The 24,540-nt window shown below is 38.2% G+C and carries 20 protein-coding genes, 1 tRNA gene and 1 pseudogene; 7 read left to right on the top strand and 15 right to left on the bottom strand.

Going from position 1 to position 24,540, the window contains the following annotated elements:
• Window positions 1-93 precede the first annotated feature (93 nt).
• The 3 genes from N3I35_02205 to N3I35_02215 form a co-directional block, all read right to left on the bottom strand.
• Window positions 94-170: transfer RNA gene (locus N3I35_02205), tRNA-Arg, on the bottom strand.
• A 698-nt stretch (window positions 171-868) separates the two neighbouring features.
• Entirely contained in the window at window positions 869-1,000 is a 132-nt protein-coding gene (locus N3I35_02210; GenBank protein MCX8128896.1) for a hypothetical protein, read from the bottom strand.
• Window positions 1,001-1,102: 102 nt separating this feature from the next.
• Window positions 1,103-2,398, bottom strand: coding sequence for a hypothetical protein (locus tag N3I35_02215; protein MCX8128897.1), 1,296 nt, complete (start codon window positions 2,396-2,398; stop codon window positions 1,103-1,105).
• Between the two features lie 210 nt (window positions 2,399-2,608).
• Here N3I35_02215 and N3I35_02220 point away from each other — a divergent pair, with 210 nt between their 5' ends.
• The 3 genes and pseudogenes from N3I35_02220 to N3I35_02230 all read left to right on the top strand — a co-directional run bounded on the left by N3I35_02220 (window position 2,609) and on the right by N3I35_02230 (window position 4,124).
• Window positions 2,609-3,088, top strand: a complete 480-nt coding sequence (locus N3I35_02220) for an HIT family protein (protein MCX8128898.1) — start codon at window positions 2,609-2,611, stop codon at window positions 3,086-3,088.
• A 33-nt stretch (window positions 3,089-3,121) separates the two neighbouring features.
• The gene (locus tag N3I35_02225; GenBank protein ID MCX8128899.1) at window positions 3,122-3,601 is read left to right on the top strand and encodes a GNAT family N-acetyltransferase; all 480 of its coding nucleotides are present in this window, start codon (window positions 3,122-3,124) and stop codon (window positions 3,599-3,601) included.
• Between the two features lie 139 nt (window positions 3,602-3,740).
• Window positions 3,741-4,124, top strand: a pseudogene (locus tag N3I35_02230) (NUDIX domain-containing protein).
• A gap of 60 nt (window positions 4,125-4,184) precedes the next feature.
• On the opposite strand, the gene N3I35_02235 reads toward N3I35_02230, so the two are convergent.
• Window positions 4,185-5,123: a tyrosine-type recombinase/integrase gene (locus N3I35_02235; GenBank protein MCX8128900.1), complete on the bottom strand. Its 939-nt coding sequence runs from the start codon at window positions 5,121-5,123 to the stop codon at window positions 4,185-4,187.
• Window positions 5,124-5,555: 432 nt separating this feature from the next.
• Between N3I35_02235 and N3I35_02240 the strand changes: the two genes are divergently transcribed.
• Together N3I35_02240 and N3I35_02245 are read left to right on the top strand one after the other, a co-directional pair.
• A complete protein-coding gene (locus N3I35_02240; GenBank protein MCX8128901.1) occupies window positions 5,556-6,539 on the top strand; it encodes a DnaD domain protein in 984 nt (327 codons plus the stop codon).
• 13 nt (window positions 6,540-6,552) lie between these two features.
• Window positions 6,553-7,569, top strand: coding sequence for an ATP-binding protein (locus N3I35_02245; GenBank protein ID MCX8128902.1), 1,017 nt, complete (start codon window positions 6,553-6,555; stop codon window positions 7,567-7,569).
• Between the two features lie 8 nt (window positions 7,570-7,577).
• Here the strand turns inward: N3I35_02245 and N3I35_02250 are convergent, their stop codons facing one another.
• Window positions 7,578-8,642 (bottom strand): CPBP family intramembrane metalloprotease, encoded by a 1,065-nt coding sequence (locus N3I35_02250; GenBank protein ID MCX8128903.1) that lies wholly within the window; start codon window positions 8,640-8,642, stop codon window positions 7,578-7,580.
• 164 nt (window positions 8,643-8,806) lie between these two features.
• Here N3I35_02250 and N3I35_02255 point away from each other — a divergent pair, with 164 nt between their 5' ends.
• Window positions 8,807-9,799 (top strand): aminoglycoside phosphotransferase family protein, encoded by a 993-nt coding sequence (locus tag N3I35_02255; GenBank protein MCX8128904.1) that lies wholly within the window; start codon window positions 8,807-8,809, stop codon window positions 9,797-9,799.
• A 109-nt stretch (window positions 9,800-9,908) separates the two neighbouring features.
• On the opposite strand, the gene ypeB is transcribed toward N3I35_02255, so the two are convergent.
• Both ypeB and sleB read right to left on the bottom strand, forming a co-directional pair.
• The gene (gene ypeB / locus N3I35_02260) at window positions 9,909-11,300 is read right to left on the bottom strand and encodes a germination protein YpeB (GenBank protein ID MCX8128905.1); all 1,392 of its coding nucleotides are present in this window, start codon (window positions 11,298-11,300) and stop codon (window positions 9,909-9,911) included.
• 38 nt (window positions 11,301-11,338) lie between these two features.
• Complete coding sequence (sleB, locus tag N3I35_02265) at window positions 11,339-12,034, bottom strand: spore cortex-lytic enzyme (GenBank protein MCX8128906.1); 696 nt, start codon at window positions 12,032-12,034, stop codon at window positions 11,339-11,341.
• Window positions 12,035-12,351: 317 nt separating this feature from the next.
• Here sleB and N3I35_02270 point away from each other — a divergent pair, with 317 nt between their 5' ends.
• Entirely contained in the window at window positions 12,352-13,494 is a 1,143-nt protein-coding gene (locus N3I35_02270) for a UDP-N-acetylglucosamine--LPS N-acetylglucosamine transferase (protein MCX8128907.1), read from the top strand.
• A 44-nt stretch (window positions 13,495-13,538) separates the two neighbouring features.
• Here the strand turns inward: N3I35_02270 and N3I35_02275 are convergent, their stop codons facing one another.
• The 8 genes from N3I35_02275 to N3I35_02310 all read right to left on the bottom strand — a co-directional run bounded on the left by N3I35_02275 (window position 13,539) and on the right by N3I35_02310 (window position 24,500).
• Window positions 13,539-16,196 carry an AAA family ATPase gene (locus tag N3I35_02275; GenBank protein ID MCX8128908.1) on the bottom strand — a complete coding sequence of 886 codons (2,658 nt, stop codon included), beginning with the start codon at window positions 16,194-16,196 and terminating at the stop codon, window positions 13,539-13,541.
• Window positions 16,197-16,232: 36 nt separating this feature from the next.
• Window positions 16,233-17,396 carry a DNA repair exonuclease gene (locus N3I35_02280; GenBank protein MCX8128909.1) on the bottom strand — a complete coding sequence of 388 codons (1,164 nt, stop codon included), beginning with the start codon at window positions 17,394-17,396 and terminating at the stop codon, window positions 16,233-16,235.
• A gap of 117 nt (window positions 17,397-17,513) precedes the next feature.
• Window positions 17,514-17,897: a holo-ACP synthase gene (gene acpS, locus N3I35_02285; protein MCX8128910.1), complete on the bottom strand. Its 384-nt coding sequence runs from the start codon at window positions 17,895-17,897 to the stop codon at window positions 17,514-17,516.
• Between the two features lie 22 nt (window positions 17,898-17,919).
• Window positions 17,920-19,845: a GAF domain-containing protein gene (locus N3I35_02290; protein MCX8128911.1), complete on the bottom strand. Its 1,926-nt coding sequence runs from the start codon at window positions 19,843-19,845 to the stop codon at window positions 17,920-17,922.
• 82 nt (window positions 19,846-19,927) lie between these two features.
• Window positions 19,928-21,517, bottom strand: coding sequence for a FapA family protein (locus N3I35_02295; GenBank protein ID MCX8128912.1), 1,590 nt, complete (start codon window positions 21,515-21,517; stop codon window positions 19,928-19,930).
• Window positions 21,518-21,675: 158 nt separating this feature from the next.
• Entirely contained in the window at window positions 21,676-22,692 is a 1,017-nt protein-coding gene (locus N3I35_02300; GenBank protein ID MCX8128913.1) for a VanZ family protein, read from the bottom strand.
• A 43-nt stretch (window positions 22,693-22,735) separates the two neighbouring features.
• Window positions 22,736-23,956 (bottom strand): glycosyltransferase family 4 protein, encoded by a 1,221-nt coding sequence (locus N3I35_02305; GenBank protein MCX8128914.1) that lies wholly within the window; start codon window positions 23,954-23,956, stop codon window positions 22,736-22,738.
• Window positions 23,949-24,500: a WcaF family extracellular polysaccharide biosynthesis acetyltransferase gene (locus N3I35_02310; protein MCX8128915.1), complete on the bottom strand. Its 552-nt coding sequence runs from the start codon at window positions 24,498-24,500 to the stop codon at window positions 23,949-23,951. The genes N3I35_02305 and N3I35_02310 overlap by 8 nt, the downstream gene beginning before the upstream one ends.
• Window positions 24,501-24,540 lie beyond the last annotated feature (40 nt).

The following is a 24,540-nucleotide window of genomic DNA, read 5'->3' on the forward strand; positions in this document are numbered from 1 at the left end:
AAAAATATAGACCCTCTGACTACACTAAAAAATTTAGTCATACAGCAACAAAGACAAAACAAAAAACCCTTGAGTATCAAGGGTTTTCGCATTTGGCGCGCCCGGCAGAGATCGAATCCACAACCTTCTGATCCGTAGTCAGACGCTCTATCCAGTTGAGCTACGGGCGCACGTTTTCAACATGACAGTTGATTCTTTCGTCAAGGAGAACTGTTGATTCGCAGTCACCTTGCAGAAATATATTATACTTGAAAACTTGCTGTGTGTCAATGAACAACAACAATTAAATTTTTCCAGTTTTACAGTCTATTTCAGGGCAGGACAATAAAACTTTCAACACATTTTTAAGCCGACTTGCAGCCTGTGAAAAAAAGTAAAGAAACTGACTTCACATGTATCTTTTTGTCAGAACAATCTTTTGAATGTTGCAAACAAATTTTTCTACATCTCCCCCAGTGGACGAATCCAAAAAGATTTCATTGAATTTGCGCCACACTGTAAGGGACTTTTTTTGACAATGCTTTGTGATGCTGCCACCGGAATTACCTTTCGAACAGTTTGATTTAACTGAAAGGTGTCCGCCGTCTGTGCCCATGCATAATAAGGCTGTCACAACGCATGATTCCCAATCAGATGTCGGAAACAATACTGTGAAATCAAGGCTTTTCAATCAATTTTTCTGTACAAATCTGTTTCGAGAGCATTTGATTCATTGATGCGTTTTTAAGAGTGGAAAAAAGTTTTGGAGGAACAGGGGGGTAACCTTCTTTTTGAGGACGTTGAAGTATCAGAAAAGGCAGCTGAAAATTTTTATGATTTTCATTGAAAAACAGTCAGTCTTTTCTTTTGATGAATCATTGACGTTGTGTCATGAACTGAAAACAGAAAGGCTTTTTTGCGTGACGAAACGAAGTGAAGTCACAAGCCCAAAGGGCTTAACAACAGTCTTGATGAACTGTTCTTCAAAACCTTCCTTCGTCACAAAATGTAAAGAAATCATTCTTTTCTCTTCTTTCTTTTAAGACTTTCAGCTTCAAACACTGATGTTGCAAGGCTTTCATGACAGTATTACCCGTTTCAAAACTGCAAAAAGGGTAGAAATTTATCCTGCTCGAAGCTGCTTACATTGAATGTTCGTGTCATCATTTTCTTCACTGAACAAAACATCATCATTCAGCCACCTGTTCAACAATGAACGCATTCTGCTTGATGGAATATACAGGTTTATCTGTTCTCCATTTCGTATGGCACTTCTGAAAATCCACTGTATCATTTCAGACAGCGCAAATGCTTCAGTGTCAAACTTTATTTCCTGCTTTTCAAAAAACTGTTGTTCAACAGTGTCCGGAAAACGGTTCAAAATGTATGCAAGATTCCTTTTGTGCCCGTACTCATTTGTTGCCCTTGCATTACACTCAACAAAACCCTTGGTGTATCTGTTCCCTTTTAACAGGCTTTTTGCGTCCTTCAGTGTTGTCCACATGTTTTCCTCGGACTTTCCGTTTACAACATTCCGAAAGTAATTGTAAATGCCGTTTTGTATCAGTTTTGAACTTTCAGGCTGCTTCTTTAGGCTGCGAAGTTTTGTTGCTGACAGGGCATAATAATCCTGTCCAACATCATTCAGGTTGCCTTCATAGACGTTTATAAGCGGTTTTAAGCTGTATTTGCTGCTGTCTGTACACTGGGTCAGTTCATAACGTTCATTGACTGCTTTTACAGACTTTAATTCGTACTGAACGCCATGCATGTCAAAGTAATACCGCTGCAGCTGTGCCTTGAACATGTATGTCATAATAAATACCCTGTCAAACGATTCAAAAATGTTTACAGGGAATGTCCACAAAAACAGCTTCTTTCTGTCGCTGTACCTGTAAAGGTTTCCGTTGAATGTTTTTTCTTTGATGTCTGCAAACCTTCCGTTATAATTGGGGTCAGTTGTCCATGTCACAAGACCTGATACGTCATCAACAGCAATAAAATTCTGCTGAATTAACGTTTCCAAGTCCTTGTCATTCATTTTGACCTGTTCAACAACAGCCATTGCTTCATCAAGAACAAGAATGTAATTCTGTCTCTGAAGCAGTTCAAAGACTTCATTATCACACCTGTAAAACAAGCTGTGCGTGGACACAATGTCTGCACCTTGTTGCAGGAGATTCTTAAAATCCTTCAGCTTTGTACCATCACTGTTTTTGGTCGTCGGTTCTTTAAAGTCCCTGTTTGTTACTGATGTCTTAATTCGTTCCACTTCAGTCAAAAAAGGCGTGATGTAAATGAACCTTTGAACCACTGGGGCTTCCTGCATAAGCTGTATTGCAAAGGACGTCTTGCCTGACCCCATCATGCTGTCAATGACAGTAATTTTGTCCTGCTTTTCAATTGGTCTTTTCAACATTCTGGTTTCCCTCCTTTCTTCGTATTTTGGCAACTGTAAGCGCACGCTGCGCCTTGGACAGTGTACAGGAAAAGTGAACATTTGTCACTGGAAATCATCAGTAAACATAGCTGTGTATGTATCTAAAATGTGATTGTAAATTACTGTAATCATCAGTATAATCATTATAAACATATTGAAAAATGGATGAAAGTGAAAGGAGGGCAAAAAATGTATAATCATGAACCAAGTAATTACATTTGTCCTTTCTGTTTAATTGTTAAAGGGGTTGAAAATGAACATGTTGAAACAAAACAGTCAGATGTTTTTTATAGAGATGATTCTGTCATTTGTTTCATTGGGTCCCGTTGGGTGACAAACAATCCAGGTCACGTGTTGGTTGTTCCAATCAAGCACATTGAAAACATATATGACATGCCAGTTGAGCTTTTAACAAAAATACACTGTTTGGAAAAAGAAATTGCAATCGCTTTAAAGGCTGTTTATAAATGTGATGGTGTTTCATCAAGGCAGCATAATGAACCTTCGGGAAATCAAGATGTCTGGCATTATCACCTTCATGTTTTCCCACGTTACAAAGGTGATAATCTTTACAGTTCAAAAATGCGTATTTCAGCCCCTGCTGAACGTGTTGAATTCTCCAGTAAATTAAGAGAATATTTTCGCAACATAAGTCTTCCTGAATGCTGAAAAGAAAGTCTGTATGAAGAAGGGAGAAGGGGAATGTTTGAAATTCATGAAATCAATGAAATGAACAGAAGCGAAATTTCCAATCTGATTGAAAAAAACTGGGGTTCAACAAAAATGATTACAAAAGGGAAAGTTCACTTTGTTGATAAACTGCCAGGGTTGATTGCCACAGTGAACAATGAAATCAAGGGCTTGATTACATTTGAAATCAATAAAGGTGAGTGTGAAATTCTGTCATTAGACAGTTTCGTTGAAAATCAGGGGATTGGAAGCAGTTTGCTGGAGAAAGTTGTTTGCATTGCAGCAGGACAAGACTGTAAAAGGGTCTGGCTTATCACAACAAATGACAACACACACGCAATGCGTTTTTACCAGAAAAGAGGATTCAACATGGTCGCACTTCATTATAATGCTGTAAACAAAGCAAGAGAAATTAAACCGGAAATTCCACTGAAAGGCTTTGATGACATTTTAATATGTCATGAAATCGAATTTGAGAAGGTTTTACTGTGAAGGATTGGGAGAAAGTATTGTGATTAGATTGTGAACATCAGCGACTGCTTATTTGATGAACAACGGTGATTTTCTCCTGATGAAACGTTCAGTAAATCAAAAATTTGCACCTGGCATATGAGCAGGGGTTGGTGGACATCTTGAACCAGATGAAATTAACTGTCCACAATCAGCATGTTTGCGGGAAATCAAAGAAGAAACAGGGATAACTGAAAAAGACATTTCAAATTTGAAATTGAAGTACATCATTCTACGCAGAAGTAAAGATGAAATCAGAGTACAATATGTCTTTTTCGGCTGTACAAGTGCAAGAGATGTTATTGACACAGACGAAGGGGAACTTTTTTGGCTTAAAGAAAGTGAACTGTTTGACAGAGTATTGTCAGTAACCACAAGAATTTCTCTTGAACACTTCATGAAATTCGGTAATGAAACTGAAGACATTTTCGTTGGTACTGTAAGTGCAGAAGACAACAGTCCTGTAATGCACTGGAATGCAGTTCAAGACTGGGAAGGAATCTGACACAAATATTATGAGAGAGGAATGAATCAGGGACGGTTGAAAGTCGTCCCTTCTCCTGTTTCATTTCATCTTGATTCTCTGCTGTTGCACCTGCAGTCGTTCCAACAGATTAAACTTTTCAAAATCCTTCTTTAAGTCAGTGTCGTAAAGATTGGCATAACGTTTGGACACGTCAAGGGTACTGTGCCCCAACTGCTTTTGCAGTCTGAAAACATCTCCACCACTTAAAATGAAATTTCGGGCAAATGTATGCCTGTAAAGGTGTACACCTGTTTTTTCAATTCCCCGTTCCCTGTTGTACTTGCATAAGCTGTGATTCACTGAACTTTCCAACAGCTTTGACCCTGCTTCTGAACAAAAGAGAACGTCATCGGGATTGCCCCTGCGGTGCTTCAGGTAATCTTTCAGGATTGTCAGCATTGACTGCGGAAGCGGTAAAAGCTGCGGTTTTCTGTTCTTTGTTGTTGTGACCTTTAAAAAGCCATTGTCAAAATCGACATCTCCCACCTTGATGTTTACAAGGGAGCGCAAACGAATACCTGTAGCAACAAGGACGTTTATAACTGTCCAGTTCCTGTATTCACTGAAAGAACATCTTTTGATGTCAGGCTTCTGAAGCAAAACCTTCAGTTCAGTATCTGTATAACAATCCTTGATTTTTGTTTCCGTTTTCAACAGCTTGATTTTGCTGGGTTGGCAGTAGTCCTGTTCACACCAGTAATTCAACATTGAACGTAAGTGCCGCAAAGAAGTGTTGATACTTTCGGCATTGCTGAATTTCCTTTGAAGATACTGTGTGTAAGCTGTGACAGTTTGCTGGTCAATACAGAAGACAGGCTGGCTGTCATCAAAAAACTGGGTGAACACTTTGAATTGATTGTCGTAATTTTTCAACGTTGCTTTTGAAAGATTCTTCAACTTGCAGCTTTCAAGAAATTCCTGAAATGCTTGTTCCACTGTCATGGAATTTACTGACTTCATCAACCTGATTTTCGACATTAAAAAAGCCCCTTTCAAAACAGTTTTTCTGTTTCAAGGGACTGCCATTGATTCCTGTTCACCTGACGTATAATCATCAGCTGTTCAATTTGCTTCAAACGCGCCATTTCACTGGGTTTTACACTTTGAAAGAACTGTTTTCCACTGGTCTTCTTCCGTAGTCAGACGCTCTATCCAATTGAGCTACGGGCGCATTAAAAACGTGCATATAATATATTAATACAAATCTAAAAAAAAATCAACTAGAATATTCGGGCAAAATAATATCAAATATTGCCTCGGACAAACTAGCTCAAACATGTGCAATAATCTTCTGCAATATCTGCAACAAACCGTTTCTCATAGTTTATTAGTTTTGTATTCTGGCAAACTTATATGATATAATTAGAAAAAATATGCAGTCAAACCTATGCTGTTGAAAGGTTGAGCGTTATGTATTTCGAATCGTACAAATCAATTTTATACTCTGATACTTTAATTCCTGACATTTTCATTACCGAATACATGCCCTCTATGGACTGTGAGCATGTAAAGGTATATATGTACTGCCTTTTTCTGAGCAAGCACAACAAAAATGCCTCAACCGAAGAACTGTCAAAAAAGCTGGAAATAGACATTCAAAAAGTCAAGGAAGCTTTGATTTTCCTTGAAAGTATTGGGGTTATAATAAGAAAAGATGACAACATCATCATGGTTGACCTGAAGGAAAAGGAAATCAGGAAAATGTACAGGCTGAAAACTACCTCTTCTCCTGAAGAAGCTATTCTGAGTGCTGAAAGAAACAAAAAACGAAACAGGATAATAACTGCCATAAACAATTCCTTTTTCCAGGGTGTCATGTCTCCTTCCTGGTATACAGACATAGATGCATGGTTTGATAAGTATAAGTTTGAAGAGGACGTAATGTACGCTCTCTTCCAGCACTGCTACGATCATAAGGGATTGGCCAAGAACTATATAATAAAGGTTGCCGACAACTGGTACAACAAGAATATTAGGAACTCCTTTGATTTGGACAAATACTTCATGGAGTATCAGAAAATAAGAGATATAAGAACAACCATAGTGAAAAAGCTGAAACTTACCCGGAACCTCACAGAGTATGAGGAAGAATATGTGGAAAAGTGGATTGTTGATTACAAATACAGTTTTGATATCATAGATTTATCTCTAAAAAAGACTACAGCTAAAACAAACCCAAATTTCAAATACATACATACCATACTTACGGATTGGTACAATAAAGGCTTGAGAAGCAGAGAGGAAATAATAGCTTACGAAAAGAGCAAAAAACAAACTTCTCAGAAACCTCAGGCAAAATCTCCTGCAATTCCGCAGCATGAAAATTTTGAGCAGAGACGCCATGATGAAGACTATTACAACAACTTCTTCAGTAATGTGGCGAATGAAAAATAACAGAGGGTAAAACATGAGCAGAGGCATCCATAACCTTATTAAAAATGAATATGAAAGAAGGCAAAAAACCGCTTTTGACAATATGATGGCAAGAAAAAGCGAAGTTTATTCCTCCATACCAAGAATTCAGGAAATAGACCATGAAATACAGCTCTCAGGTATCAGGTATAACAAGGCCATTCTTTTGGGCAATGGTTCTGCAGGTACAGTAGTTAATGAACTTGCTGTAAAAATTGACGATCTGAAACATGAAAAGGCACTTATATTATCTCAATACAAATATCCGGCAAATTATCTTGAGATGTCATATTCCTGTGAAAGGTGCAGGGATACGGGATTTATAGATAGTTCCTACGGCTCGGAAAAGTGCTCCTGCTATAAGCAGCAGTTGGTTAATCTGCTTTACAGCCGGTCAAACCTCAGGCTGACTGAAAAGGAGAACTTCGCTTGCTTTGATGAGAGTTACTATCCGGAAAAGCCGGATGAAGCAAAATATGGGATAAAAACATCCCCACGGGAAAATATATTAGCCATAAAAGAACGGTGTCACAGGTTCATAGAAAGCTTTGGCTCCCCTGATGAAAGAAATCTGTTCTTCAGCGGCCCTACAGGTGTAGGAAAAACCTTTATGTCCAACTGTATAGCCATGGAGCTTATAAACAAGGGAAGAACCGTTCTTTACCAGACTGCCCCTGTTCTTTTCAATACCATAACAGAGTATAAAATGAAAGCTTACAAGGAAGATGAGTTTGAGGACGAAGGCTATAATAGCATATTTGACGCGGAGCTCCTTATAATAGACGACCTGGGAACCGAAACTCCAAGTGCGGCAAGGTATTCTGAGCTTCTTAACATATTGAACACCAGGTATACAAATAACCTGACAAAGCCGTGCAAAACCATAATATCTACTAATATCGGTGCCAAAAAATTATATGAGTATTATACGGAAAGAGTGACCTCTCGTATAGTAGGCTACTTTGACAGGCTTATGTTTGCAGGTGAAGATATCCGGGGCATAAAAAGATAATCCGGATTTTACCTGAGACCCATAATCCTCATAATAGTCTCTGCTAAAGGGCTTGCTGAATTCCTAAGCCTTAAACCTTCCGCAATATACATAATAAAGACAAAAATCAGACCGGGTGCAAGCCAGAATAAACCGGTCTTTTTTATTGCTATATTTTCTTTTTGTACCCTCTGAACCTTTTCCGAGGTAATTCTTATAAAGCCGATCATCAACCCAGAAATAATACTTACACATACAAGAACTATGAAGCTCCAGGTAATTATCAGCATTATCAGCTGCTCCTGGGGCATATTTGCAAAGCTCGCAAACAGATCGTCGATATTTCCACCTGCTTTGTCCATTCCAGGAGACTTGAACAGTTCGTTAAGCTTCGTTCCCATATACCCTCCCAGTACAGCAAAAGAGTTATTGCAAAAATGCGCAAACATACCGCTATATAGTGAGTTGCTTCTATATACTATAAAACCTATCAGCGCTCCAAGCAGAAATGTACCCAGAAATCTTTGAAAGTCGAGGTGTATAAGCCCAAATAAAAATGCGGATATCAAAATAGCCTTTACTGCACCAAACCTTTCCATACCCCGCTGTATAATACCCCTGAACATAACCTCCTCACAAATCGCAGCAGAACCTGCGATGATAAGTATGTTCCTGATAAGCTCAGTGGAATTGCCGGCGGCAGGAATATCGGGCAATATTACCCTGCCGAAGATACTATCGATAACCAGAAGATTAATCAGGTTAAGCACTCCTACTATCGGTAGTGCAAAAAGCATTATGCCAAAAACCAGAAGGAGATTAAGCGGTCTTGTTTTGTATAGCCTCAAAGTGCTTTTCACATCATATCTGTATATAAATAAAAGAGCCAGTGAGGGAATAAGTATCAGGCCGAATTCAGTTATCAAAAGGCCGGAGTAAACACTGTACCTCTGCGCCCTGAAGCCTACATACAGCAGGAGTATTACCGCAAGAGAGTATAAAACACTTATTTGTGCAAGAGAAGGTTTTGTATTTGCAGCTCTTCCCAGATCCTGTTCTGTCGAAATATTAGTAGTGTAAAGCTTATTTTTCATCATTACCTCCGATATTACAATATATATATAATAATATTACCGGAAAAAATATGCAATAATTATACTTTTACATACGGATCAATATCAGCTATTGAATTAAAGCATCAGTTATAGTATGTTATTATTTATTATTAATAATAGTTATGAATGAAGGAAATTTCAAAATGTCTATAGATTCAAATAGAATAAAGAACTATTTAGATGATCAATTCCCATACAAGCATATCCTGGAAGTTTTTGACCTAAAACAGCTTAGTTCAGGCTGGGCAGGAGATGTGTATTCTTTTTCTGTAGCCCTGGATACACAAACAGAGACTGCAAATGAAAGCTATATTATAAAGACATATTCAGAAAGTGACTCAGGAGTAAAGTCTATAATTAAAGAGTATAAAGCTCTGGATTTCCTATATAGCAGTGGCTATCCCGTGCCAAAGCCCATTATTCACAACACTGATACGGTTTTTTTCGGTAAACCCTTTATCATTATGGAACAGATCAAGGGAATGCTTCTTTTCGAATCTTATACTAATTCACCATTAGATAAAAAGGCCTCTGTATTGAGAACCTTTGCGCACCTGCTTTTCCACCTGCATTCAATTGACGCGAAAGGGATTGAACCCGGCTTCAGCTCCCGCGGACAAGCCTTGCTTGATACAGAGATCGGAGAAATCAAGGCATTGATAGACCTGTACCAGATTGACAGTCTTAGAAGAATATACGAGTGGATAATCAATAACAAAAAAACAGTTTCTGGTATAAAGCCCTCCATCCTTCACAGGGATTATCACCCCTGGAATGTAATTGAAGATACTGCTGGGCATCATTTTGTGATAGATTGGATATGGAGCATAGGCGACTTCCGGTTTGATTTGGCCTGGACTGTTACGCTTATGGAAAGGGCAGGCTTCGAATCTTTTGCTAAAGGGTTTTTAGAGGAGTATGAATTAATGTGTGGCAGCAGGATAGATAATCTGGAGTATTTTAAAGTAATGGCAGCATTGAGATGGCTCTTGAACGTAACAGTTTCAGTAAAGACCGGAGATAATCTAAGGGGAGGAGATTCAAAAGCTTTCAAAGAATTTCTTGAGCCTCTGGTAAATAAAGCTTTAACCATGTTTCAAGCAATTACTGGTATACTCATAGAATATTCTCTATAACTGTAGAAAAGAGATAAATCTTGCCACTCCAAGATAATCTCTTTTCTTTTCAAACAAATATCCCCGATAAATGTAAAAGTTATCGCTATGACACTGCAGATTACCTCTTCTATATTGTCAATATTCCCTGCGGAGAATCAATAATCATCAGAATATTTTCCTCTTTGCCAGTCTCGGCATTAATATATACCAGGAAATCCTTATCATTCAGCTTTCCCTTAAATTCGTAAGTATACAGTTCAGTCCTATAGTCTGTAGGGATAATGGCCATACCGGACCCTGCAAGCTTTACTCTGGGATTAATCTTGGTTTTTGCTTCCTCTAGCGTAATTTTTGCCTTTGGTATTTTTCTTTCAGTATGTGAAGAAAGATATCCCTTGCTCTCAAAGCCTACTATTTCTCCATTATCCAGGGCCACCTTAACCTTTATCAGATCAGGATATACAGTAACATCCCCCTGCTGATATGCATAGTTTATTATTGCCGTATTATCTTCTTTAATATAGTAAGTATCCTTCATACTGCCATAGCCATGGCTGTCAAGAAATTTCTTACCTGCCGCCTTTGCCTGGTCAACATTTAGTGAAGCCTTGCTTACAGACCTGTTATTAAGCATCTGGTAAATATATCCGCCCTTTTGGGTGATATCTACCACTGCTACCTGGTCATCAGGCGCATTTTTAAAAGTAACCCTGAAACTGTATGTGGAAAATACGTCGGCATTGTTAGTTCCATTATCAGTTATTGCTTCTATCTTTCCGGCACCAAAAATATCACGGACTTTCTTTTTTGCCTGCTCACGGGTTATCTTATCTCCTTTAAGTCCCTTTGCTTCAGTCTTAACCAGATGATCTGAAAAAGGACCGTCGTATATAAGTGTAGGGTACTGCTGGAACTGCTTGTCAATATTTTCAAACTGCTGCTGGGGAAGTGATGCAGACGTTTTTCTGAATAGAGGCGTTCCCTTTCTAGCCAGTTCACCCCACCTGATTCTACCGGACGTTATTTGTGCCTGCAGATCATTCAGGCTTCTACTTAAAGATACTGAATATCCATAAAGTTTTTCAATGGTTTTAAACTGTTGATCTGACATCGGCTTGCCTTGAATCGCCTGATTATTCAGTGAGTAGGAAAGATCTCCTACCTGTGTCAAAAACTTTGAAGTGTTCGCAAGTACCTGCTGTGATACCGGGAGCTGACCAAGATTGGTCTGTGCCAGGTTTGCTTGTCTCCAGGCCTCCTGAAGCGTTGCAGCAGTTTTTGCCGGTGATGCTGATATAAGTGATTTTATAAGTAATACATCTACATTGTTAACATAACCTACCATTTCATAAAATGCACGGTTATATTGGTTATCAAGCTGTTGTCTCAGATCTGCTGCATGCTTGTATTGATACAATCCCCATACTGCGACAGCACCTATAATAACAATTATTACGCTGTACATTTTCCTGTCGGACAGTCTACGCTTTAAATCCAGTAATTTATCTCTGAAACCCAAGGTTACACCTCCATATTTGTATCCTCAATACCTTCAATCTAATTTCCAAAATTATGTTTACCTATCTTCTTAACAATTTTCCTGGTCCATATCCACTTGCTTGTTGCTGTTGCCGGGTTCCAGTAATATATACACCCATTAGTCGGATCCCATCCCTGCAGAGCGTCACGGGCGGCCTTAACAACTGTAGAACCTTCCTTAATCGGTACATTTATCTGTCCATCTGCTACCGCAGTAAATGCCCCAGGCTGGTATATCACCCCTGCCACGGTCTTTGGAAATTTAGGATTCCTTGTTCTATTTATGATTACAGCACCGACAGCTACCTGCCCCTCATACGGCTCCCCTCTTGCCTCTCCGTTTATAGCTCTCGCAAGGAGCTGCTCCTCTCCTACACCTCGGCCTTCAGCATGTGCTACTCCTCCGCGCGAAATCGTCGTAATTCCCATTGAAGCTAATGTATCAACTCCTGCTATACCATTTGGAACAAGCCCTGTTTTCCTCTGATACTCCATAACGGCAATGAAAGTTTTTATACCATATTTCGCATCTACTTCTCCTGTATAATAGCCCCAATTCTTTAGCCTCTGCTGTACTTCTTCGACATTGCTGCCCCTGCTTCCCAAACCCAAGGTCTCAGATACGGTAGATACAAAGAAATTATTCTCTGCAGTTATTGATATGAATATAGAAAATACTATGGCTAATACGATAGCAACTCTGAATTTTTTCACATAATCCCCTCCCTTCAAACCTGTTCCAGATATTTTTCCTAATCCAGTCAAATGATATTTTTTGTTCTAATATGAAAAATATACACGTATAAGCTCTTGTTCGTATATTAACAATGAATTTCAGACATCCGCATTTATTGCACTTACGTAAGAAATGCTTTATAATCAATATTAATAGCATTATTATACTGTTTATGACACAGCGCTTTAGCTTAGGGACAGGCAGCAATTTTTTTTAGGTTTAGCAATTACATATCCGTGTTTGCAGTTTTTATATAATTAATAGCATATGATATATCTTTTAGAGGTGTTTGATTATGGATACTTTAATTCTGTCTGTATCTGCAGGCGGAGGGCACATGAAAGCGGGAGAAGCTATAAAGGAATGTATCGAGCATAAATATCCAGGTGCAAGAACGATGATAGTCGATACACTGAGGTACGTAAATCCTATAATAGATAAGTTTATTGTAGGAGGCTTATATCTGAATACGGTTAAGAATGCTCCCATTTTATGGGGTATATTATATGAACTCGCTGAATCAGGAGATAACGTAACAGATTTCAGCAAAGCAGTGAACAAATTATTATCAGTAAAAATCAAAAATCTTATAAATGACTTCAAACCTTCGGTAATTGTTTGTACTCACCCCTTTCCTCTGCAGATGTTGTCAAATCTGAAGAAAAAAGGGAAAGTTAACATACCCACTGTTGCAATACTTACGGATTTTGCAACTCATCCCTTCTGGCTGCATGAGCACATTGACGCATATGTTGTTGCACATGATTATATGAAGTATGAAGCTGTAAATAGAAATTTATCCGAGGATATTATACACCCCTTTGGTATCCCCATATCAAAAAGCTTCCTTCAAAAGAAGGACCGGGCTGCTATATTGAGAGAACTTAAGCTTGAAGACAAGCTGACTGTACTTATGATGGGAGGAAGCCTTGGTTTTGGAGAAGTACGTGATACCTTCCAGTCTCTGTTAAACAGTAAAAAAGACCTGCAGATAATAGCCATTACAGGAAAAAATACAAAACTGAAAAGACAGCTCGAGAAATATACTGAAGCATCCAAGAAGAAGGTAGTGATACTGAGCTATACAAACCGTGTAGCAGATCTGATGGATATATCGGACCTGTTAATAACAAAGCCTGGTGGAATGACCATAGCCGAGGCATTGGTAAAGGAGCTCCCTATAATAATCATTTCACCTATACCGGGACAGGAAGAGCGGAACGCGCATTTTCTGACCAACATAGGCGCAGCGGCAAGGATTCTTGATACGGATAACGTGGATGCAGTGCTGAATCAGATAATCGATAACCCTTTAAGGATAAAGCATATGAAGGAAATGTGCCGGTTCCTGGCTAAGCCGAATTCCAGTGAAAACACAATGGAGCTGCTGGAACAGCTCGTCAGGGAAAATGAGAGAATCAATGAAAAATACAGTTAAAAAAGGCCGGTTCAGCAAAGACTGACCCGGCCTTAAATCTTGGCTCACAGTTCAACTAAATTCAGACTATTGCCAAATATCTGTCTCACTATCTCTACTTCCCTGCTTTTACAGGTAAATAATATAATCTGTCTCTGTTCAGATAATCCTTTTAAAAATGCCAAGGTTTCTCTTGTCCTTGTGTCATCATACTGGGCAAAAATTTCGTCCATAATGAATGGCAGCCTCTCTCCAGCCTGTACAACCATGTCCGACATGGCTACCCGCAGAGCAAGGTACATTTGATCTACTGTTCCCCCGCTTAAGGCTGATACCGAAACGACATCCCCTGTCTCCGGTGCAATGGCTTTAAGTACAAATGAACTATCAGCCCTCAGGTCTCTATACCTTCCTCCTGTTATTCTCTTAACTGTATCTGCCATTTTACAGTTTAGCAGCGGGACAAAATCCTTTTGGATTTCGGTACTGGCCTCAGTAAGCACATCAAGGGCTGTTTTAAGTGATAAATTAATATCCTCAAGCTGGCTTTTCCTTGCTTCAAGTTCTTCTATCTCTGCCGCTATGCTCTGAAGCTCAGATTCATCACCCGAGACACTTTTAATCAGGGTTTCATATTCCCGTATGTTCAAAAGAACGTTTTTGAGCTCTTCACAAACCTTACCGTATTCTTCTTCAACGAGTAAATACTCTCTGGACCAGTCACTTTTAAGTGAAAGTAAATCTGTTTTATCATTACTGCAGGCTATTTCCGGAAGTATTCTAACAAAAAGACTGTCGTATGAGTAACAGGACAGCTCTTTTATTTCTGCTTTCATATCTGTTTCTAGCTTTAAAAGACTTTCATTAATCTCATTTATTTTCTTCTGAAGACATTCCTTGCTCTCAAAAGCTTCCTCACACAAAGACGCAGCATTTTTGTAATGCCTCGCCAGATTTCTATTTATGTCTTCCAGCTTCTGTGCCGTATAGTTTATGCTTGGTTCAATTCCCTTATACCTTCTTACCCCGTACTTAAATGCTTTTATATGTTCTTCCTCAAATTCACCCTCACAGTTATCAACAATGTCCGCTTCTATCAGTTTGGAAAGTATATCGTTCTTCAGTCTGGAGACTTCTCTGTCATTTATGGCAAGCTCACTTTCCAATCTGTTAATATCACTATTCAGAGCAGCTATAAGCTTTGATTTCGCATCGTATTCCGCTTTAAGCCGTAAAAAGTCCTCTATTCCTGCGGCACCGACTTTTTCATAGATAGAAACAAGGGTCTTTTTCTTTTTGTTTATTTCTTCTATAACACTATTAATATTAATAAATGACATTCTTTTTTCATCCAACAGCCTGGTAAGCTCTCTCGAAACTTTTCCTCTAAGTATCAGGGAAATCACGGCAATTGCCAGGGCAGCTGCAGAAATAATGAAGCTTACATGTACCTCGGCAAAGCCCGCTGCAAAAAGTATTATTGCCATAACCGCAGAGATGATTGATACAGATTTATATTGCTTGACTTTGCTTTCTGTTGTTTTTATTTTTTCATTAAGTATTTCCAGGTTGCTCTTTTCATAATCCCTTTTCAGATATTCGAGGTCCTTGTTTATCTCAATAACATGGCTTTCTATCCCGTCTCCCAGCTCACTGAAAGAAAGGATAGGCCGAAGAGACCTTCTGTTCTCCTCCAGTTCCTTCTCTTTATTTCCTATTTCAGTTCCCAGCTTCCTGCTATTATCCATGCTGTTAAGAAGTTTCTGATACCATACGTCCAGCATATCAATGTCATCATTGTCATATGCTGAAAACCGGGTAAACTCTGCTTTTGTCTTACTAAAATCCTCAGAACGCTCCAGTATTATTCTCAATTCCTCTTCATCGCTGTTTATGCTCCGTAAAATTTCCTCAGCATGAGCCCTTATGCCTTTATTTTTTTCAATCTCTTTTCTCACTTCTATTATCTTCTTTATCTTTTCTAGAAATGATTTTTTACCTTCAAGGTTGTTTTGAAGCGTTACAGTATTGTTAAGTTCGCTTTCAATACCAAAAATAGAATTCTTTTTTTGTAGCAGTTCTTCCTTTTTGGTTCTCAATTCGGAAAGCCTGCCTACAACCTTATCAAGGGGGCGGGTGGAAGTCTTGTCTGTACCCACATAGTTCTTAAGTGCCTCTTTTAGTGCTTCCTGTGCCTTTCTGAAGGAAATATCCTCAAAGCCAGTCTCACTTATATTCATCATCCTGTTATAAAGCTCCCTGCTACCCTCTTCACCGATTTTTGCCTCCATCTGCCTGACAAATACCGTTTTGTCAAAGCTTGTCTCGTCTATCCCCAGATGCCTTTCTGCAAAGTGTATTCCCCTTTCCTTGCTTGCATCAAAAGTGTTTGTAATATCATTGAATAGAGAATCGAATACCCGTACGGAATTTGTAGCGAAATTTCTTCCTATCCTGTAAAGCTGCCCGTTATCGAGTCTGTATTCCATAAAACCGGTATAGTCGCCTTCATTCCATGGCCTATATCTTTTTAAGGGCGGCAAAGTTCCGTCTTTTGCAGCTTTTCCCCCTTTTAGCCCAAAAAACATGGCTTTTATAAACCATTGTACAGTTGATTTCCCTGCTTCATTGTTTCCGAAAATTATATTAAACCCCTTATCCAGTGGCAAGATGACATTGCTTAACTTACCAAAGCCTCTTATCTCCAGTTTTTCTATCTTCATAAAAACCCCCAAATAATAATTGATAGGTATGAGTTATCAATTAATTTCCACTTTCCCTGTTTCAAGCGCCTCCAGTCCATAATAAAGAGCTTTCATAAGCAGCCTCTTTTCATATGCATCTTCTGTTTTTTCTATAAGCGAATAAATCTTCCGTGTAAAGAGACCCCTCAGGCCAGCTTCCTTCATTAACTCGCCAAAGTCATAATTTATGTCCGTTTCATCACATACCTTTATGAAGAAGGTTTTATCGTATAAGCATTCTTGTATAAAAGAGGAATCTATTTTGAAGTCTTTGTCGGTATACCCAGTTAAAGTAATAGAGAATAAACCGCTTTTTGCATCCGTTGCAGAGTCTCCGAACTTTACCAGAGAGTCTTCTATCAGACTGGCTATTTGTTCATTAGTGCAGCAGCCACTGACATCTATTTCTATCTTTTTGTAAAACCGCTTTCCCAGTTTTATAAATTCAATATCCAGCTTTCTATTTCCACTGTAATCTTTTGATAATGTACCTATAAAGGCACCATGGTTCCCCGTTTCGTCAAACCCCAGTGCTTCAGGACTTCCAGGATTATATATGACACCATATCCACCTATGTCATCTATCCTGTTGTGAAAATGCCCAAGGGCTATATAATCCATGCCCATCCCTGATAGATTTTTGCTATCCATAGGGTTGTACATGTTCTGTTTAATATTCACATCCACAGTACCATGTACGAGTAGTATATTGATGTAGGTTTTATCAATTGATGTTATGTTATAGGTAAGAGACTTTTCCTCATAAAAATTCCTGAACCCTACACCATATATGCACACCCCCATATCATCCAAAACAACATAAGGATTTTCACTTGTCAGTATAAAAACATTTTCACTCCATTTAAAGTTATAGTAGTAAGAGTTGATAATGAAAGGGTCGTGGTTTCCCGGAACGATGAAAACTTTTGTGTCAGGTATCTCCCTGAACAAATCATTAATATGATTAATTGTAGATTTTCTCACATAATTATGCTCATACAAATCTCCGCTAATCAGCAGAAGCTCTACATTTTCACTCTTTACCCTGTAAATTATATCCCCAAATACATCCTTCAAATCCTGTCTTCTTATGGAAGCTCTTCCTTTTCCTCCGCTGAGTGATGTAAAGGGTGTATCAAGGTGTATGTCTGCACAATGTAAAAACTTAACTTTCTTCAAATTTGTAACACTCCTTGTATTAATAAATAAAGTGCACCTATATCGGAAAATATTCAAAAAGCGAGATAACTAATCCTCGCCTCAGATAACCGGTTCTGTGTATTTTTTTATTGCATTTCATGGGGTTTGCACAATAACATATGCTACCGCATACTCGTGGCAGTGGGAGATGCTAAGAGATATTTCCTGTCCTCCAAGCTCGTTATATATCTGTCTGGCTTTTCCCTTAAGAATAACATAAGGTTTTCCATAATCATCATTTAGAATTTCTATATCCTTTAGTTCGATTCCTTTTCCTATTCCCGTCCCAAAGGCTTTTGATACCGCTTCTTTTGCTGCAAACCTTGCTGCATAGCTCTGATACTTCACAACTTTTCTGCTTTCACAGTATAGAATTTCTCTATCCGTATAAACTCTCCCCTTGAAAGCACCTCCGGTACTTTCAATAGACTTTCTTATCCTCTGAATCTCTATTATGTCAACACCACACAATATAGCCAAACAATTACACCTTCCGTTCAGACTAAAACAGTTTGAAGAATTCCTGAAAGCTCCTGAAATCCTTGCCTAGTTTTAATCTTTTTACATTAATATCATTAGAGCTTGCTATTTTTTTGAGCTTCTTGCCTATATCCTTATCATCGGAGCAAATTATGAATATATCGTTGTTTGAGAACGGATAAACCTTTTTAAAAGCTGTCTCCAGTTTCCCGACAATAGTATTCCCTTTAAATACAAATTTCCTTGTATCAACTACCTGCAGCACCTCCAAATCTAAAGAAAACTCCAATGCCTCACTTATGCTTTCCTTTAGATCCTTCTTGAACATCTCAATATAGTTAGGCAGTAAAAACCGCTTCTGTTCTTCTATTGTAAAAAGATTGCTCAATACAGGTGCAATATGTCCGGCGACGGTTTCCATGGTAAGAATGTTTTCTTCATCGTTTATAGCAGTTTTTTTGTATTTGAAGAAAATCAGTACCCCCAGGAGTTCTATCTCCAGCCTGTCCAGATATATGGGTATAATCAATATGCCCGAGCTATCCCCAATATCCTCTATCAGGGCTTTATCGATATATTTGAGGACTCCGTCTTCCCTTGCCTCGTATACCGTATCCCCCTCCATGACTCTTTTCCAGCTATCTGTAAGTTTTATCTCCCTTTTTTTGGTTGATATATTCAAGGTCTTTTCAACATGAAACGATCCTTTTTCCTTATCAAATAAAGCTATTAAAGCCTTGTCCACAAGGAACGATATCTCAAAAGTCCTCAATGTCAGCTCTATAAGTGTCTGAACACTTGATGAGCTGTTAATATTCTTCATCAAATCATTAAGGGAAGTAAGCTTTTCAAGCTTGCTCTGTATAATTTTCTTCTGTTCGTTTACCTGCTTGAACAGCTGAGCGTTGGAAAGGGCTATGTATGTGGCAGAAGCAAGACTTTCTATAAGTTCAAACATACCTGTCTTGTACTCCACTCCGGTGACAGATTGTCCGAGAGTAACAAAGCCAAGTATCTTACCATTTTTTATGAGTAGAATTATGTAGTGGACTTTTAGTGCTTTAAGTCCGTCAATCCCCTCTGTAAAAAGGCTGTTAAAGTATAAAACATCCCTCTTTTCAGAAGTATTTATTATAACCCTGTTTGTATCCACTCTCGCTTTTTTGTTTAAAGTCAGACCTGTATTGGAATCAATATCATTGTAGTATATATCTTTAAAGGCCTTCAGTATAAATTTTTCACTCTTTTCATCAAACAGTACAAACCCGGTAATACTGTTTTGAGTCAGTTCGGAAAAAACATCGACAGAAAGGTTGTATAATACATCGAGGCTTAATTCGCTTAAAAGCGCTTTTGATGATTGGTTTATGGCAAAAAGGTTGAATATCTTTTCATCAAGCTCCTTGTTTGCCTTCTGGAGCTCTTCATACCGTTTATAGTTCTCAAGTGCGTTATTAAGCAGCTTCATTAATGCTTCTGAAATTATGTAGTCTTCCTCGTTAAGCTGCCCAACCATCTTGTTGTCAATAAATATAAACCCAAACAATACGTTATCCATTATTAATGGAATTACAACCGAAACATTATACTTACTTAATATATCACCTTCAAAAAACCTTTCCAGGTGCTCCCGGTCATGGAGTATACCTCCGTGTAATACTGCAAAGTTTTCAAGCTTTTCATTGTTTTTTACTATAGCTGCCCCATTTTCATAGCCTTTAAGCTTCCTCAGTATGTAGCTGTTACCTTGTAGCACAAAAACAGCAGAATGCTCAACAGTTAAGAGCTCATTTACAAAATCAAATCCCGCATCCAAAATCTGATCAAAATTCAGCTTCTGAGAAAAAAACTCAATAGCCTGTATAAGACCTGCATATCTGAACAGTTTTGCAGAAAGCAGATCTTTTTTCTGTTCCTCAATTCTATCTAAAATGGAGTTGTATTCCATAGCTTTTCCCCCTCATTATTACACACATAAATGGATTTATCAGTAAGTCCCTTTATAGCTGCAAGCACAAATGATCAGATCCCTATAGCTCTTTTAGCTCCCCATCCTGAACATAATAGCTTGTATTTGTGGTAACCACATTGATCTCCTTCACTATCTTCTTTATTTCAAGCACCGTTGCTGGATAAGCCTTTTTCAAAATAGCAATCTCCCCTTCACCGTGAGTCTTGAGATAGTTTACCAATGCTTTCTTCTCATCTTCCAGATGCTTCAGGTCTTTCTTCAAGTCAAAAAACCTGTCTTTCGTATGCTCGTATATGCTGTTCTGCTCACGGGTGAGCTCTTGTGCTCCTGAAAAGATTGCTATCTCCTGTTTGCACTTGTTTAGATCATTTTTCATTACTTCCGCCCTTGAAATAACTTTTTCAAGACGGTCTCTCAAAAAGTTCCTGTCAAACCCTTTTACAGATATTACTGTCCGTTTCTCGCTTGCAGAGCCTATAATTGATGATACTACTTTTATTTCCGCTTCAATATTTCCTCCGATTATTTGCCCTTTAGGAGAATCCAGTATTACCTCTTTCGCTACAATATTACTATTTAAACAGTAAAACCCTATATGTACACTTCCCTCGCAAACTATGGTCGCATCAGAAACAAATTTTGTATATATATCCTTTTGGGATTTTATTACGGCCTTGTTCTTTCCCGCTATACCTCCCTTTATATATATGCTTCCTTCCCGGCTTACGATCTCCCTTACACTTCCTACCCCATAATCACCAAGAACTTCTACATCCTGGTCGGCTGCTATAGAGAAATTATCTTCAATAGAGCCTTTCACAGTCAGGAAACCTTCAAAATCTATATTACCTGTTTTAAAGTCTACATTTCCCGTTATCTCCAGGTGATTGGAAACGCCTACCCTCTCCCCTTCGTAGAAGACAGCTCCGTCAAACAGGGCTTTAAGCGTTGTCACGCCATTTTCATATACTTCCCTTACGGACCTTTTATCAAAAAGGATGGGATATTTCTTTCCCGGCATAGGCATAACAGTGTCACCCCGGACTGACTTGCCCGGAGTTCCTAATGTAGGATCTGTCCTTTCACCCAGCCACTCTCCGGCCTGGACTTTGTTTATCAGATTAAGCTCATAATGGTCTACATTTCCATCTTCCTTCGCTTCAGGCTTAGGTTCTCTCAATTCGTACATCTTTATTATGGAATCCTCGCCGTTAACGGGTGGAATTCCTTCAGCTATCAAAATCTGCTTATTGTTACACAACTGGTTTAGTATGACATCATGTTTTACACCAAATACTACTCCGTTTTCTCCCAGCTTCTTTAGTATTTCCTTAGCCAGTAAGGCTTTCTTGTCACTCTGGATTTCAGTTTCCATAACACAAAGCGTTATATAGGCTTTAAGTTCATCACTGGAAATATCCACAGTTATCCTTTCCTTTATCTCCCCGAATTTAACAGCAGGTTTGGGCGCAAAAACAAGAGCATTCTTTATGGCAATAAAGCTGGTAATCCTGATTTCATTATGCTCACTCATCAGCTTATTAAACTGCTCAACAGACATGCCGCTTTTGAAAGATTCAATATAAAAACCATCCTGACGTTTTGTTATCAATATGTGCTCAGAGGAGAAAATGATATCTTGTTCCATTTTAAGACCCCATTTGAATAGGATTTTTGTAGGTATGAATACATATATTATTCGACATAAAATAAATATTTCCTTTTTTTGTGACAAAAAGGATTTCTATAAAATATGCCCTTGCTTCTTTGCCTTAAAGCAGAATATCAAACAAGTAACAGTATTTACTATATTTTCCGTTTCCTCAATGCGTTGCCAATAGAAATAATAACCGTCCCTAACACAGCACCGGCAGTATCTATAAGCACATCTGTAAATTGTGAACTCCTCCCGGGAATATATAGTTGGTGCAATTCATCAAATATAGCTAGAATTACACAAAGAAGCAATGTTAGTAGCATTTTTAGCTTTATTTTGAGTTTAAAAAAACTAAGAGCAATAAATATCAAAAAGGCTAATACTAAAAAGCTTGAAAAATGCAATACCTTTCTAAGTTTATAGTTATAATCTATTCCTAATGCGATTTTAGTTTTCAATACAGAATTAACCTTATTGTCATTTCTCCAGTGAAATACAAACACATCGGAAGGGGTTATCATCAAATCAGAAAACTTATCTGATAAATCAAGCTTATTCCTCACCATTATACCGCTCTTTATCCGGCTGTTTGCTTTACTGCTATAATTGATTCTGGCGGAGATTGAAAAATCACCATATACCTCCTTGTATAAGTATCTAAATCCAGAACATGCATCTACACCTGAGCTATTTATTATGTATTTATTTTCAACATATTCAGTACTACCTTGTAATTTAGCTTTACCTATATCGGCTTGCTTCCAAAAGCTTAAGTCCTGTATCTCTTTTGAATTGTCTATCGTGATTTTGTCAAAAATAGCAGAACTGAGGAGATTGGGGTCTGGAGATATTACAGCCATACCTATATAAACCGTATTATTTAGCGGGATATGGACAGGCTGACTGATTAATAACCATTTCTTATTATCTGCAGAACCATATGAGAATATTTTATCCCCTTTTCTTACTATCTTTAGGTATGTTCCCTCATAGTCCGGGAAAAACGTCCTTATGATTTCATCTTTAATTGTCTTTGTAATACTATTAGAAACAGTACCATTTTGGTTGGAAAATAAAAATGACATTGAAACAAATATTACTACCAGTATGATGCTGGCACTTAATAAAGCTTTTTTTTTCATATTGTTTACGGAAACTCTTCCCATATCCCTATACCCCTTGGCAAGTGTTGTAATCCACTGTTTTATTCTATAAACTTTTGAATAATGATAAATACTTCTCTATAGCCTGACCCTTTCGCAGATAAGTTTCCAGATACTTTCTTCCTCTGATTCCTGACATGGCCAGACTCACCTTGTCTGTATCAATAATAGCCTCAATAGTACTATGCAGCCTGCTATAATCACCTGGTTCAATGATACAGCCGCAACTACTGTTTTCTATTAGGCTTGCTGCTTCACTACCACCCTCAAGAATACCAAGTATGTATTTGCCTGATGCCATAACGCCGTAGATTTTTGACGGAACAGACACCCCTTTGATACCTTTTTTATTTGCTACAATATGTACATCTGCGGCATTTAAAGAGTATATTATTTCCTCTTTCTTCTGATAGGGTATAAATCTGATATTGTTTATACAATTTGTTTTTACCCATAGCTCCAGTTCTTCTCTTTTTGCTCCATCACCTACAAATGCGAATACTATATCTTCTCTATGTTTGAACTTGCCAAGCACCTTTATAATGTTTTCAAGATCATAATAGAGTCCTATATTCCCCGAATACATAATAATAAGTTTGTTGTCTATCCGGTATTTCACCTTGAACTCTTCGACTTTTTCATCTGCCAACGGATACACACATTCTTCGTCAATCCAATTGTTGATTAGAAAAATCTTACTGTCTTCTTCAATTCCCCTTCTCCTCAGAGTTTCCTTCATATCGCTGCCTACAATAACTATTTTGTCTGCCTTTTTGCATGTACTTGTGTCTATCATTTTCAGAATTTTATAAATAAAGCTGAATTTGAAATATCCTACCGCCTCTGCCTGTTCAGGGTTAAAATCATGTATATTGTAAATAAATTTGGCCTTGTGAATTTTTTTTGCGTAAATACCTTGAAGTCCTCCCAGTATAGGTGGTTGAGATATTGCTAATACGATATCTTGTTTTTCCAGCTTTCTTATAGCCTGTCTTACAAGAAAAAAATATTCAACTATATGCTTAATTCTGCTGAATTTGCTCCTCTTATCAAACGGCTTAGTTTTTATCCTTACTAACCTTAAGTTCTGATAATTCTCGTAATTAATCGCCTCACTATATTGATCGGTGTTAGACGATGGGACAGATGTAAGTACTGTAATACTAAAATCGTTTTGAAGTTCAGTACATAATTCTGTCAAAATCTGTCCCGTCGACTGTACATCCGGATAAAAATAATCTCCCATTACCAATATTTTTTTAGTCACTTCTCAAGACCCTCCCTTTAACAGGTTTGCACGGAGTACCATAACAAATCATGTTGTCAGGTAAATCATTAAAGACGCTGCTCCTTGCACCTACCACACAATTCTGTCCAATCACTACACCTTGTCCAACAAAACAATCAGCCTGTATCCATGCACCGTCTTTGACTGTTATAGGCTTAACGACAAGACCGAAGTAGGGGTCCTCTATATCATGGTTACCGGTACAGAGAAAGCTCCTTCTGGTTATTGAACAATTTGAACCAATTACTATTTTATCAAGGCTATATATCAGTACTTCATCGTCAACCCAGCTATTATCCCCTATTTCAACCTTCCAGGGATAAGTTATCTCACAAGTACGCCTGACTTTGACATTTTTACCTGCTTTACATCCGAAAAGCCTGAGCCAGAAAGCTCTGTACCCATACATGTTATGAAGGGAAAACTTAAATAAGGTATGCTGCACTATGTACCAGATAAGCACAGTTATACTGCTTCTCCCACGGTCAAACCATTGCTGGTTATATTTGCTCAAATCAACCATATGAACCTCCACACCCACAAAATATCCCATTGTTACACTC

Source organism: Clostridia bacterium (assembly GCA_026414765.1).
GTDB lineage: Bacteria > Bacillota > Clostridia > Acetivibrionales > DSM-27016 > SKW86.